Below are 11,329 nucleotides of genomic sequence, written 5' to 3' on the forward strand. Positions count from 1 at the left end.
GATTCGCGCAGGTAGCTGGCCCCTTCGTCGGCCTCCGTGGCGATTCGTCGCAGGGCGGTGGCGAGCGCGGGCGTGGCCCTCCACGATGGCCGCCTCGTGATCCGCTGGCCGCTGAAGGAGCCGTTCCATGAAGACCCTCGTCGCCCTGCTCGCCTGGTGCCTGCTGTTCGTCGTGTGCTGGCCGCTCGCCGTGCTGGCGCTGGTGGCGTGGCCGTTCGTCTGGCTGCTGTCGCTGCCGTTCCGGCTGGTCGGCATCACCTTCTCGGCGCTGTTCGCGTTCCTGCATGCGCTGCTGATGCTGCCGGCGCGCCTGCTGGGCGGGCGTCCGCGCGCACCGCTGGTGTCGGCGTGAGCGTTGCGCGCTCGCGCATGGCGAGGGCTGCGCTGTCGGGCCTGATGGGCAGCCTGCTGCTGTTCGGCGCGGTGGATACCGCCGCAGCGACCGGGCGCACGCCGGAGCAGCTCACGCAGGTGATCGATGCGCTGGACACGGCGCTGTTCGAGACCTTCAACACCTGCGCCGATCCCGCGCAGCTGGCGAAGCACGCCGCCTACTTCGACCCGGCGGTGGAGTTCTACCACGACACAGGCGGCGTCACCTGGACCCGCGACGAGATGATCGAACGCACGCGTGCCAACGCCTGCGGCAACTACCGGCGCGAGCGCGTACCGGGCACGCTGGCGGTGTTCCCGATCCAGGGCTTCGGCGCCATCGCGCAGGGCACCCACCGCTTCTGCGCGATGACGGAAACGACCTGCGCGGGCGAAGCGGACTTCGTGATGATCTGGCGCGAGCGCGACGGCCAGTGGCAGGTCACGCGCGTGCTGAGCTATGCGCACCGCGCGACGCCCTGACCACCGGACTTCGCCTCCACTTCACACAGGCCCCGTCGCCGCCCCATCCGCACGGCCGATCCTGCAGCCCGGCACTCCTGCCGGCCTTGGGACCCGACCATGAACACCCCTGTCCTTTCGCCCGTGGCGCCATGGGCACGCGTACTGCGTCCGCTGTCGTGGGGCGGCGCGCTGGCCCTGCTGGCGCTGCCGTGGGTGGCGATGCGTTTCACCGACGAGGTGGTGTGGACCGGCGGCGATTTCGCGCTGTTCGGCGCGATGCTGCTGGTCGCCTGCCTCGCCTTCGAGGCGGCCGTGCGCGTGGCGCGCGCGCCGGCCTATCTGCTGGCGAGCCTGCTGGCTATCGGCACCGCCTTCCTGCTGGTGTGGGCGAACCTGGCGGTCGGCATCGTCGACGAACCGGAGCATCCGGTGAACCTGATGTTCGCGGCGGTGCTGCTGGTAGGCGTCATCGGCGCCGCGATCTCGCGCCTGCAGGCGCGCGGGATGGCGCTCACGCTGTCTGCCATGGCGGCGCTGCAGGTCGTGAGTGGCGCGATTGCCGTGTGGATCGCATCGCAGACGCCGGCGCTGTTCGTCCTGGCCTTCACCGGCATCTGCACGGCGGCGTGGCTGTCGGCGGCCGTGCTGTATCGCAAGGCTGCCTTGGCCCAGTGACGACGATCAACGCGGCTTCATGTGCCACAGCGCGTTGACGATGATCCAGCGGTCGCCGTAGCGACCCATGTGGAAGTGATCGACGAACCACGGCGTCTCCAGCCTCACGGCGGCGGTTTCGGCGGTGACGTCGAGGATGCGGCAGCTGCGGTTCCACTGGTCCTTCGGCGTCTTCAGCACGCCCTGGCGCGTGAGCGAGACCAGTTCCTCCTTCGACATGCGGCGCAGGCCGAGGCGTTCGTCGGGCGTGTCGCCGATGACCGCGCGCTTGGCCAGGTCAGGATGCAGCGCGCGCGCCACGCGTGCGGGATCGCCTTCCAGCTGGCCGTCGACGTAATCCAGGCAGGTGGCTTCGATGGCGGCCAGGGTGGCGGCATCCGCCATGGGCGCGGGTGAGGTGGCGGCGGTGGCGGCCATGAGCAGGGACAGCAGGGACATGCGGCGTCCTTCGTGTGGGGGAGTTGGGCGTTATCGCCCGTCTCCTGGCACGGGAACGGGCGTCCTGGCGGGCCATCCTCGCCGGCCCGTTCCTCACCCGCACGTGCCGGAAGTCCACCGGCCTACAGGTAGCCGGCATGCGCCGGCGGATGATCCCAGTCGTCGTGGCGGCCGTCCTCGCACTGCACGGGAATGGCGGCGAACTGCGCGTCGTCCAGGCCATCCAGCGTGGCGACGTTGACCGCGTGGAACCAGCCGTTGAATGGCGCCATCTCCAGATAGCCCTTGCTGAAACCCCGCACGCCGCAGTGGCGGCAGAAGTAGTGGTGGACATGGCCTTCGGGCCATCCGGAGGCACGCGCGCGGTAGTCGGACAGGGCGTCGGCGCCCTGCAGCAGGCGGAAGCGGCCTTCGCCCAGCACGAACACCTTCCACATGCGGGTCTTCAGGCAGAAGCTGCAGTTGCAGCGCCGCGTGCCGGCGGACAGGTCCAGGTCGCACGCGTAGCGCACGGCGCCGCAATGGCAGCTGCCGGAATAGGTCTGCATGTCGGTTTCCTCCCGTTCTGTCATCGGTGTCCAGACGACGAGCGGGCAGCAGCGGAATCGACAGCGGCCACGCTCAGGGCAGCCAGAGCTTCTCCAGTTCGCGGAAGCCCCACTTCTCCGGCGACTCGATGCCGACGATGCGCTCGCGGCCGTCGGTGGTGGCCAGGTCGATGTCGGCCAGCAGCAGGTGCGTGCGCGACTTGGCCGAGTAGAACACGCGCACGCGCGGCGCCAGCAGCGTGGCGGGGTTCTGTTCCACCACCACCGCCAGCCGCTCGCTGGACAACCGTACCAGCGTGCCCACCGGGTAGATGCCGAGGCTGCGCACGAAGGCTTTCAACAGCGCGGGGTCGAAGTGGCCCTGCCAACTGGCCATCCGGCGCAGCGATTCGCCCGGGTCCCAGCCGTTCTTGTAGGGGCGGTTGGAGGTGACGGCGTCGTAGACATCGCAGATGGCGCCCATGCGGGTGAGCACGGGCAGCGCGTCGCCCGGCAGCCGGTTGGGGTAGCCGGTGCCGTCCATGCGCTCGTGATGATGGCGGGTGATGTGCAGCACGCCTGCCTGGGTGACGCCGCCTTCGCGCAGCAGGCGCTCGCCGTGCACGGGATGCTGGCGGATGACGTCGAATTCGTCGTCGGTCAGCTTGCCGGGCTTGTTGAGCACGTGCAGCGGCATGGCCGCCTTGCCCATGTCATGCAACAGGCCGCCGAGCGCGGCCTCGTGCAGGTCGGGCCCGGACAGGCCGATCTCGCGCCCCAGCATCACCATCAGGGCGCTGACCGCGACCGAGTGCAGGTAGGTGTAGCTGTCGGCATCCTTCAGCCGCGCCACGCTGACCAGCGCGGTGGGATGGCGGTCGACCGAGCCGGTGATGTCCTCGATCAGCGGCAGCACATGGCCGGGGTCGACGCCACGGCCCATGCGCACTTCGCGGAACATCGCCTCCACCGCATCGCGCGCCTCGCCGCAGATGCGCCTGGCGCGGGCCAGTTCGGAGGTGAAATCGGCGGGGGCGTCGGGCAGCAGGACCCGGCGCCGCTCCGCGGGCGCGGCGGCATCGGCCTCGCTGGAGATGGCGGCAGCGTCAGCGGCCGCCTCGGCGGCGGCCACGGGCGCCTGCAGGTCCGCGTCCCAGCCGCCCCGCGACAGGTCCACGACCACCTGTTCCACGCCGCTGTCCTGCAGCTGTGCCAGCCGCTCCTCGTCCACCACGAACGAGGTCCGCCAGAAGGGATGCTGCATCCACGGGCCGAGCAGTTTCTGCACGTGCATGCCCGGCCGGAGCTCTGCAACATCGAGTGTCTTCAGCATGTACGACTCCACCGACCGGGGTCGGTTACGCTCTGCGTTCCGGCGGTGCCGGCGGGACAGCCCGACCGTCCCGGCATCGATATCGGCACGGGAGGCCGGATGCTGAAGACCTATACGGGGAGTTGCCATTGCGGGGCGGTCCGCTTCGAGGCGGACATCGACCTGACCCAGCCGACCTACCGGTGCAACTGCTCGATCTGCCGGCGCAACCGGTTCTGGCCGGCCATCGTCACCCCGGACCGCTTCCGCCTGCTGGCCGGCGATGCCGAGCTGACCGAGTACCGGTTCAACAGCCTGCGCAACTCGCACCACTTCTGCCGGACGTGCGGCGTGCGCCCGTTCGGGATCGGCAACAACGTGCCGGGCGGGGAGCGCATCTACGGCGTCAACCTGGGCTGTTTGGAGAATGTCACGCCCGAGGAACTGGATGCCGCGCCGGTCACCTACGCGGACGGTGCGCACGACCGCTGGCAGGAAACGCCCGACTACACGCGTTACCTGTAGCGCGACGCGCGTCCGTCCGTCATGCAGTTGCCACAGTGATACGACCTTTTTGCTAGGCTGGGGCTACATCACCACCCAGCCACGTGCAGGGACTTACCGTGAGCATTCCGTCCGACTATCTGGAAAACGTTTTCAACGACACCACCCACAGCACCTTGCCGCTGCGCCAGCGACCACAGGTGGATCTCTGCCGCCGCGGCGAGATCCGGGCGGAGAAGTTCCTGGATGCGGCCACCGAGGTATTCGCCGAGAAGGGCTACCAGCATGCGCGCCTGAGCGAGATCGTGGCGCGCGCCGGCGGTTCGCTGGCCACGCTGTACCGCATCTTCGGCGACAAGGAAGGCCTGGCCTGCGCCATCCTCGAGCGGCGCATGGACATGCACATCCACGTGCTCAGCGACCTCAACCTGACCGAACTGTCGCCCGAACAGGCGCTGCGCCGGGTGGCGATCCGGATGGCGCAGCTGATGGCCGGTCGCGACTCGCAGGTGGTGTACCGCATCGTGATCGGCGAAGGGCAGTCGTTCCCGGCGCTACGCGACTGGTTCTTCGACCATGTGGTGGCGTCGATCCGGCAGACGCTGGAGGACTACTTCGAGCAGCAGGTCGCCGCCGGGCGCCTGCAACTGCCCTCGCCCAAGGCGGCCGCGGCCCAGTTCTACATGAGCCTGTTCGGCGACCAGGTGGTGCGGCTGGCCGCCGGCAGCACCCACATGCCCGACGTCGACACGCTGGAAGCGCAGGCGCTGGCGTCGGTGGACCTGTTCCTGCGGGGCGCACTGCCCCGCTGATCCGGCGCACCTTCACCCCGTCCTGTCGGGCGGGCTGCCAGCATCCCCGCATCGAACACCGGCGGGGCGTGCATGGATCTGAAAAGTGGTTACCCCTTCTGGGCGGTCAGCAACGGGCTGATGCAGGCATTTCCGCAGCTGGACGCCGATCATCGCTGCGACGTGGCGGTGCTCGGCGGCGGCATCACCGGCGCGCTGATCGCCGATGAGCTGGTGCAGCATGGCTTCGATGTGGCGGTGCTGGAGCAGCGCGACATCGGCTGGGGCAGCACCGCCGCCAGCACCGCGCTGCTGCAGTACGAGATCGACACGCACCTGGTGGACCTGGCCAAGCGCCACGGCGAAGACAATGCCGCCCTCGCCTATCGCGCCTGCGCCGACGCCATCGACCAACTGCACGAGGTCGCCTCGGCCTGGCGCGACGTCGGCTTCGCCCGCAACCGCAGCCTGTACTACGCCAGCCGGCGCCGCGATGTCGGCAGCCTGGAAGAAGAGTGCGCCGCACGGCAGAAGCACGGACTGGAGGTGGAACTGCTATCGGCCGAACGCGTGCGCGACGATTACGGCTTCGATGCGCCTGCCGCCCTGCTCAGCCGGCAGGCCGCACGCGTGGATCCGTACCGCCTGACCCATCGCCTGCTGCAGCGGCTGCAGAAGCAGGGCGCCTCGGTCTTCGACCGGACCCGCGTGGACGACATCGCCACCACCACGCGCGGCGTGGCGCTGCGCACCGATACCGGGCTGACCGTGCGCGCGTCGTACCTGGTGGTGGCCGCGGGCTACGCCAGCCAGCACTGGCTGAAGAAATCCGTGGCCCGCAACCGCAGCAGCTATGCCGTCATCAGCGATCCGCTGCCGGAAGCGGCGCTGGGCTTTCTCGCCGACACGCTGTTGTGGGAAACCGCACGCCCCTACCTGTATGCGCGCACCACCTCCGACCGCCGGCTGCTGCTGGGGGGTGAGGACGATGCCGTGGACATCCCCGCCAAGCGCGACGCCCGCGTCGACAAGAAGGCGCGGACATTGCTGAAGCGGCTGCATCGCCTGTTTCCCGAGCTGGCACTGACCCCGGCGTTCTCATGGGCCGGCACCTTCGCCGAGACCGAAGATGGCCTGCCGTTCTTCGGTCCGCACCCGCAGTGGGGACCGCGCGTGCACTTCGCGATGGCCTACGGCGGCAACGGCATCACCTACAGCATGCTCGGCGCCGGCCTGCTGCGCGCGTTGATCGAGCGGCGCCGGCACGCCCTGTGGCCGCTGTTCTCGTTCGACCGGCTGGAACGCTGAACGAGGCGCGCGAGCTTCGCTTCCGTTGACGCTGCCGTCATGCCGCGATTACGTGCCGCGTTGCACGCTGGCATCGCACCCTCACAGGAGCGCCGTCATGCCTCGTGGTGACAAATCCGCCTACACCGACAAGCAGAAGCGCCAGGCCGAACACATCGAAGCCTCCGAACGCGCGCAGGGACGCTCGAAAGACGAAGCCGAGCGCATCGCCTGGGCCACCGTCAACAAGCAGGATGGCGGGGGCAAGAAGTCCGGATCAGGACGCGCCAGACCTCATTGATGCGTCTAGGCTGACCGCGAGGGCCACCAGCCCTTGCCGGTCATCGCGTAGCGGTCCGCAGCGCGCTCGAACGGATTGCGCACGCTGACGCCGCCGCACGCCAGATAGACCGGCAGGAACAGCGGCCCCAGCACCATGTACTGGTAGACGTGCGCGCGCTCATGGTCGCCCAGGCGGATGCGCGGGTGCTGTGTACGCCCGGCGCGGTGTTCGTAGGTGATGCATTCGGATTCCAGCGTCTCGCCGGTGTGCAGGATGGTGTTGCCGAAGGTGATGGCGCCCCCCGGTCCCCACGGCCAGCGATGGAAGACGAGAGCGAAATCGCGCCGGCTCCATTCCGCACGCGCGCCGAACGGCATGCCGGCCACGCCGGCCACCAGCCCGATCAGCGAATTGGGCACCGCCCAGACGACACCGAGCAAACGTGCGATCCACAGCCCCGCTGGCGCCATGGCTCAATCCTGTTCGTTGGGCATCAGCAGCCAGAGGATCAGATAGACCAGGATGCCCGGGAACGCCGCCGACGCGATCGACACGATCACGAACAGCACGCGCAGCAGCGTGGCGCTCCAGCCATAGCGATGCGCAATGCCGCCCATCACGCCGGCGATCATGCGGTCGTTCAACGAGCGTGCGAACGGTTTGGAACGCGTGTCGTTCATCGCCAGCCACTCCCCGTCATGGTCCGCAGCCAGTCTAGCGCGTCAGCGGACCGGCGCACCTGAACCACGCAGCGCCGCGAGCTTTTCCCTGAACCAGGTGGCCGCCGGCTGTGCAGGCTGGCCGGAACAGCGCACCTGGTAGGCACGTCCGCTGATGCTGCTCTTGCTGGCGGCACGCTCGATGAACAGCTCGGCGGTGTCGGCCAGGTCGCGCTTGAGCAGGTAGTCGTACTTGCGCTGCAGATGCTTGCGCGCTTCCTCACGCCCGTGCCAGGTGCCGTTGCGCTGGAACTCGCACGACGAGGCCGATAGCGCATCCATCAGCCCCTGGATCTCGCGCTTGGCGGTTGGTGAAGGTGCGGCCGGCGCAGAGCCGGCGAAGGCGAGCAGGCAGAGGATGGTGAGCATGCGTAGCGTCATGTCGATAGCATCATGTGGATCAAGGGAAGGACGCGCCCACCTCTGTAGGAGCGACGTAAGTCGCGACCGCGCGCCAGGAGGCATACCGGATACCGAGATGAAGAGCGCATCGCAACGAGCTTTGGAGCCTACCGAGCCGAGGCTGACGAATGAGTCGCGTGGTCGCGACTGACGTCGCTCCCACAAGAGCAAACACGCACGCGCCTACCGCGCGCGTTGCCCCAGCCAGTGGTGGATCGCCGTCGGCACTTCGCGCTGGGCGCGGCTTGAGACGTAGATGCCGATGTGCCCGCCCTTGAAGCTCAGCTCGGTGTAGTCGGCGGTACCGACCACGTCCTTCAGCGCGCGCGAGGCATCCGGCGGCACCAGATGGTCCTGTTCGGCGTAGATGTTCAGCACCGGCATGTCGACGAAGCCCAGGTCCACCGCTTCGCCGCCGATCTCGATGCCGCCCTTGATGAAGCCGTTGCGCTGGTAGAACTGCTTGATGAACTGGCGGAAGGCTTCGCCTGCCAGGTCCGGCGAGTCGAAGATCCACTTCTCCATGCGCAGGAAATCCTCGATGGCACGCTTGTCGTCCAGGATGTCGACCAGCCCCACGTACTTCTGCAGGTTCAGCCGGAACGGCTTCAGCATCAGGTAGCAGGCATTCATCATGTCGGCCGGCACGTTGCCCAGCGCATCGACGAACAGGTCCACGTCCAGCTCGCGCGTCCAGTGCGAGAGCATGTTGTCCGGCGTGTGGAAATCCACCGGCGTCACCATGGTGATCAGGTTCTTGACCTTCTCCGGATGCAGCGAGGCGTAGCACAGCGAGAACGCGCCGCCCTGGCAGATGCCCAGCACGTTGACCGCATCGCGGCCGCTGCTGTCGCGCAGGTGGTCCACCGCGCCGTCGATGAAGCGGTTGATGTAGTCGTCCAGTTCGAGGAAACGGTCGGAGCGGTCGGGATAGCCCCAGTCGATGACGTAGACATCCTCGCCCTGCGCCAGCAGTCCCTTCACCAGCGAGCGGTCGTGCTGCAGGTCCACCATGTACGGCCGGTTGACCAGCGCGTAGACGATCAGCAGCGGGATTTTCGCCGTCGGCGCCTTCTCGCCGATGAAGCGGTACAGCACCACCTTGCCGTCGCGCCAGACTTCCTGCTTCGGGGTGGCGCCATAGTGCACCTCCTCGACCTCAGGCAGCGTGTGCAGGCCGGCGGAGAGCTTCTGCGTCAGCGTGGTGGCCTCGTGGGCCAGCGCTTCGGCGGTGAAGTTGAGCGGTCCATTCATTTGCCGCTACCCCGCTTGGCCTTCTTGCCTGCCTTCGGCTTGTCCGCGGTGGCCGCGCGCGTCGCATTGCGTGCCACCCAGTCCTTCATCGAGACCACCGCGGCAGACGCCGGCTTCGCGCTTGGTGCGGGCGCCGGCCTCTTCGCGGCTTTCTTCGTTACCGGCGCCTTCGGCAGCGCCTTGGCGGCACGCTTCTTCGCCTTGGCAGGCGCGGCGGCCTTGCCGGTCGCCACCGGCGCACGCGCCGTTCTTGTCGCCACTGGCGCAGCTGCCGCCACGGCGCGGCGAGCCCGCTTCTTCGGTGCCGCTTTCGTGGCGGCGGCACGCTTCTTCGCTGTGGCCTTGGGCGCTGGCGCAGGCTTGCGCCGGGCGGGCGCGCGCTTCCTGGCCGGCTTCGGCGTTGCGGCCGCCGGAGCCGGCGGCGGGGCTTCCGCAGCAACCGGAGCGTCGGCAGGCGTGGGGTGCCGCTGGACGGGCGCGCGGCGCACGGGGGCCGACTGCTGCGCACGCGTCAGCTTGCGCAGTGCGCGTTCCAGTTCGACGACCTTGCGGTGGGCGGAGTCGACTTCGGTGCGGGTCGGCATGCCGAACAGCGTGCAGACCTGTTCGACCTCGCGCTGCACGCCGAGGCGCAACCGTGCCTGCGCGTTCGCCAGGCCACCGTAGGCATGGCGGAAGTCGTTGGACATCGCCACCTGCGCGTAGGCTTCTTCGGCCGCATCGATCCAGAGATCGAACAGCGCGCGGGCGTTCTGCAGCTGGCGGCCGGGTTCGGCGTGTTCCTCCAGCTTGCGCTCGAAGCGCGCAAACGCGTCCTGCGCCACCTGCAGCATCAACTGGTCGTACTCGCCGACTTGGCGCTGGTAGTCCTGATAGGCCTGCGCCAGCTGCTGCCAGCGCTCCTGGTGCTCGCGCGACAGGCCGAACGTGGGCAGGTGCATCCAGCGGTCGCCGTCGCGCTGCAGGTTATCCAGCCAGGGGCGCACCTGCTGCATCCAGCCGTCCATGCCGTGCGCGCCGCCCTGCATGCTGCGGAAGATGTCGGCGAACGGGTTGTGCGCCGGGGTGGGCTCCGCCATGCCCAGCGCCGAGCGCCAGGCGCGGCCGATGTCGGTGGCGTCATGGTCGCGACCGGTGAACTGCGCGGCGACCTGCTGCATCTGCCCGAACCACTGCCCGGCCTGTCGCTGGAACCGGCCAACGGCCTCGTCGACCTGCGGCTGCCCGCCGGGCACCAGCTTCGACCACCAGTCGACCGTCTGCTGCCAGCCCGGTGCGGCGCCCGGCATGGCCATCGTCGGCGTTGCGCCGGACTGCCGCAGGGCATCGCCCCACAGACTCCAGTACTGCTGGGCCACCGATTCGAAATCGCCCGGCCACGGTGGAACGGAATTTGCCATGTGCCCTCCCTTCCCGACCGATTCTAGCCGCGGCAGGCCACGCGTGCATGACGCGCCCTCACCTCACGGTGCTCAGGGCTTGGGAATGCGCAGCGTCTTGCTGATCATCAGCGTGCCGGACACCGCATACAGCAGCACCAGCGGGTGCAACAGCCAGGGACCCAGCTTCACCTCGCCCAGCCACAGCTGCGGGCCCACGTGGCCCAGATAGGCCGCGATGGCCAGCAGCACCACCAGCACCAGGCTGGTGGGGATGGGCGTGCCCTCGAAGAACTTCACCTTGTCGCCGCCGTCGGCCAGCGTCTCGGCGGTGACGTTGTAGCGCGCCAGCCGGCTGACGCCGCAGGCCACGAAGTAAGACAGCACCAGCCAGTCCCAGCCGCCCTGCATGCCGCAGGCGTAGGCCAGTGCCGCCGGCGCCACGCCGAAGGAGATCACGTCGGCCAGCGAATCCAGTTCCCGCCCGAGCACCGAGGCCTGCTTGCGCCAGCGCGCCACGCGTCCGTCCAGCGCATCGAAGATGAAGGCCAGCGGGATCAGCGCCATGCCGATCATCAGGTCGCGCAGGATGCCTTCCTGCAGGAAGCGCATGGACGCGAACACCGCGCCGGTGCCGCAGAACGCATTGCCCAGCGTGAACCAGTCGGCCAGCTGGAAGTCGCGAATCATCGAGAAGTGTCGGGACATGGGGGCGTGGGATGTCGGGCCAGTCGCAAGAGTAAGGGCAACCGGGTGAAGGCGTCGCAGTGACCAGGCGTCCCCTCTCCCCGCTGGCGGGGAGAGCAACTGTCTTGATTCAGGCTGTTTGGGAGGCGTTGAGATGGTCCCGCATGCGGGCGTTGAGGATGACCAGCAGTTTGCGCATGGATGCCACCAGGGCCACCTTGGCGGGTTTACCTC

General features: G+C 68.6%; 16 protein-coding genes and 1 pseudogene. 7 read left to right on the forward strand and 10 right to left on the reverse strand.

From position 1 onward, the window contains the following. The first annotated feature begins 127 nt into the window (after nucleotides 1–127). From MMG85_RS17190 to MMG85_RS17200, 3 genes are all read left to right on the forward strand, one after another. Nucleotides 128–352, forward strand: coding sequence for a hypothetical protein (locus MMG85_RS17190; protein ID WP_241047147.1), 225 nt, complete (start codon nucleotides 128–130; stop codon nucleotides 350–352). Next, a complete protein-coding gene (locus MMG85_RS17195) occupies nucleotides 349–855 on the forward strand; it encodes a nuclear transport factor 2 family protein (protein WP_241047148.1) in 507 nt (168 codons plus the stop codon). The genes MMG85_RS17190 and MMG85_RS17195 overlap by 4 nt, the downstream gene beginning before the upstream one ends. A gap of 99 nt (nucleotides 856–954) precedes the next feature. After that, nucleotides 955–1,512 carry a hypothetical protein gene (locus MMG85_RS17200; protein ID WP_241047149.1) on the forward strand — a complete coding sequence of 186 codons (558 nt, stop codon included), beginning with the start codon at nucleotides 955–957 and terminating at the stop codon, nucleotides 1,510–1,512. Nucleotides 1,513–1,518: 6 nt separating this feature from the next. Here the strand turns inward: MMG85_RS17200 and MMG85_RS17205 are convergent, their stop codons facing one another. The 3 genes from MMG85_RS17205 to MMG85_RS17215 form a co-directional block, all read right to left on the reverse strand. After that, entirely contained in the window at nucleotides 1,519–1,950 is a 432-nt protein-coding gene (locus MMG85_RS17205) for a nuclear transport factor 2 family protein (protein ID WP_241047150.1), read from the reverse strand. Nucleotides 1,951–2,072: 122 nt separating this feature from the next. After that, the gene (locus tag MMG85_RS17210; protein ID WP_241047151.1) at nucleotides 2,073–2,498 is read right to left on the reverse strand and encodes a GFA family protein; all 426 of its coding nucleotides are present in this window, start codon (nucleotides 2,496–2,498) and stop codon (nucleotides 2,073–2,075) included. A gap of 73 nt (nucleotides 2,499–2,571) precedes the next feature. Next, nucleotides 2,572–3,810 (reverse strand): HD-GYP domain-containing protein, encoded by a 1,239-nt coding sequence (locus tag MMG85_RS17215; protein WP_241047152.1) that lies wholly within the window; start codon nucleotides 3,808–3,810, stop codon nucleotides 2,572–2,574. Between the two features lie 99 nt (nucleotides 3,811–3,909). Between MMG85_RS17215 and MMG85_RS17220 the strand changes: the two genes are divergently transcribed. From MMG85_RS17220 to MMG85_RS17235, 4 genes are all read left to right on the forward strand, one after another. Continuing rightward, nucleotides 3,910–4,314: a GFA family protein gene (locus MMG85_RS17220; protein WP_241047153.1), complete on the forward strand. Its 405-nt coding sequence runs from the start codon at nucleotides 3,910–3,912 to the stop codon at nucleotides 4,312–4,314. 98 nt (nucleotides 4,315–4,412) lie between these two features. After that, a complete protein-coding gene (locus MMG85_RS17225; protein WP_055943940.1) occupies nucleotides 4,413–5,105 on the forward strand; it encodes a TetR/AcrR family transcriptional regulator in 693 nt (230 codons plus the stop codon). Between the two features lie 72 nt (nucleotides 5,106–5,177). After that, nucleotides 5,178–6,392, forward strand: coding sequence for an FAD-dependent oxidoreductase (locus tag MMG85_RS17230; protein ID WP_241047154.1), 1,215 nt, complete (start codon nucleotides 5,178–5,180; stop codon nucleotides 6,390–6,392). 97 nt (nucleotides 6,393–6,489) lie between these two features. Next, entirely contained in the window at nucleotides 6,490–6,672 is a 183-nt protein-coding gene (locus MMG85_RS17235) for a hypothetical protein (RefSeq protein WP_055943934.1), read from the forward strand. A 5-nt stretch (nucleotides 6,673–6,677) separates the two neighbouring features. Here the strand turns inward: MMG85_RS17235 and MMG85_RS17240 are convergent, their stop codons facing one another. From MMG85_RS17240 to MMG85_RS17270, 7 genes and pseudogenes are all read right to left on the reverse strand, one after another. Continuing rightward, nucleotides 6,678–7,124 (reverse strand): hypothetical protein, encoded by a 447-nt coding sequence (locus MMG85_RS17240; RefSeq protein ID WP_241047155.1) that lies wholly within the window; start codon nucleotides 7,122–7,124, stop codon nucleotides 6,678–6,680. 3 nt (nucleotides 7,125–7,127) lie between these two features. Beyond that, nucleotides 7,128–7,334, reverse strand: coding sequence for a PspC domain-containing protein (locus MMG85_RS17245; RefSeq protein ID WP_055943928.1), 207 nt, complete (start codon nucleotides 7,332–7,334; stop codon nucleotides 7,128–7,130). A 42-nt stretch (nucleotides 7,335–7,376) separates the two neighbouring features. Further along, nucleotides 7,377–7,754, reverse strand: a complete 378-nt coding sequence (locus MMG85_RS17250; protein ID WP_241047156.1) for a DUF5329 domain-containing protein — start codon at nucleotides 7,752–7,754, stop codon at nucleotides 7,377–7,379. Nucleotides 7,755–7,958: 204 nt separating this feature from the next. Then, nucleotides 7,959–9,029 carry a class III poly(R)-hydroxyalkanoic acid synthase subunit PhaC gene (locus MMG85_RS17255; RefSeq protein ID WP_055943922.1) on the reverse strand — a complete coding sequence of 357 codons (1,071 nt, stop codon included), beginning with the start codon at nucleotides 9,027–9,029 and terminating at the stop codon, nucleotides 7,959–7,961. Beyond that, nucleotides 9,026–10,429, reverse strand: a complete 1,404-nt coding sequence (gene phaE / locus MMG85_RS17260; protein WP_241047157.1) for a class III poly(R)-hydroxyalkanoic acid synthase subunit PhaE — start codon at nucleotides 10,427–10,429, stop codon at nucleotides 9,026–9,028. The genes MMG85_RS17255 and phaE overlap by 4 nt, the downstream gene beginning before the upstream one ends. A gap of 72 nt (nucleotides 10,430–10,501) precedes the next feature. Then, complete coding sequence (locus MMG85_RS17265) at nucleotides 10,502–11,116, reverse strand: CDP-alcohol phosphatidyltransferase family protein (protein ID WP_055943916.1); 615 nt, start codon at nucleotides 11,114–11,116, stop codon at nucleotides 10,502–10,504. A 109-nt stretch (nucleotides 11,117–11,225) separates the two neighbouring features. Next, nucleotides 11,226–11,329: pseudogene (locus MMG85_RS17270) on the reverse strand (IS110 family transposase); the annotation flags it as partial.

Source organism: Pseudoxanthomonas sp. LH2527 (assembly GCF_022539275.1).
Classification (GTDB): Bacteria; Pseudomonadota; Gammaproteobacteria; order Xanthomonadales; family Xanthomonadaceae; genus Pseudoxanthomonas_A.

Bases quoted from the DNA above. Each gene is read 5' to 3' on its own strand.
- phaE (WP_241047157.1), bottom strand. From the start codon at position 10,429: ATGGCAAATTCCGTTCCACCGTGGCCGGGCGATTTCGAATCGGTGGCC.
- MMG85_RS17205 (WP_241047150.1), bottom strand. From the start codon at position 1,950: ATGTCCCTGCTGTCCCTGCTCATGGCCGCCACCGCCGCCACCTCACCC.
- MMG85_RS17215 (WP_241047152.1), bottom strand. From the start codon at position 3,810: ATGCTGAAGACACTCGATGTTGCAGAGCTCCGGCCGGGCATGCACGTG.
- MMG85_RS17255 (WP_055943922.1), bottom strand. From the start codon at position 9,029: ATGAATGGACCGCTCAACTTCACCGCCGAAGCGCTGGCCCACGAGGCC.
- MMG85_RS17250 (WP_241047156.1), bottom strand. From the start codon at position 7,754: ATGACGCTACGCATGCTCACCATCCTCTGCCTGCTCGCCTTCGCCGGC.
- MMG85_RS17230 (WP_241047154.1), top strand. From the start codon at position 5,178: ATGGATCTGAAAAGTGGTTACCCCTTCTGGGCGGTCAGCAACGGGCTG.
- MMG85_RS17220 (WP_241047153.1), top strand. From the start codon at position 3,910: ATGCTGAAGACCTATACGGGGAGTTGCCATTGCGGGGCGGTCCGCTTC.
- MMG85_RS17235 (WP_055943934.1), top strand. From the start codon at position 6,490: ATGCCTCGTGGTGACAAATCCGCCTACACCGACAAGCAGAAGCGCCAG.
- MMG85_RS17190 (WP_241047147.1), top strand. From the start codon at position 128: ATGAAGACCCTCGTCGCCCTGCTCGCCTGGTGCCTGCTGTTCGTCGTG.
- MMG85_RS17265 (WP_055943916.1), bottom strand. From the start codon at position 11,116: ATGTCCCGACACTTCTCGATGATTCGCGACTTCCAGCTGGCCGACTGG.
- MMG85_RS17210 (WP_241047151.1), bottom strand. From the start codon at position 2,498: ATGCAGACCTATTCCGGCAGCTGCCATTGCGGCGCCGTGCGCTACGCG.
- MMG85_RS17240 (WP_241047155.1), bottom strand. From the start codon at position 7,124: ATGGCGCCAGCGGGGCTGTGGATCGCACGTTTGCTCGGTGTCGTCTGG.
- MMG85_RS17200 (WP_241047149.1), top strand. From the start codon at position 955: ATGAACACCCCTGTCCTTTCGCCCGTGGCGCCATGGGCACGCGTACTG.
- MMG85_RS17245 (WP_055943928.1), bottom strand. From the start codon at position 7,334: ATGAACGACACGCGTTCCAAACCGTTCGCACGCTCGTTGAACGACCGC.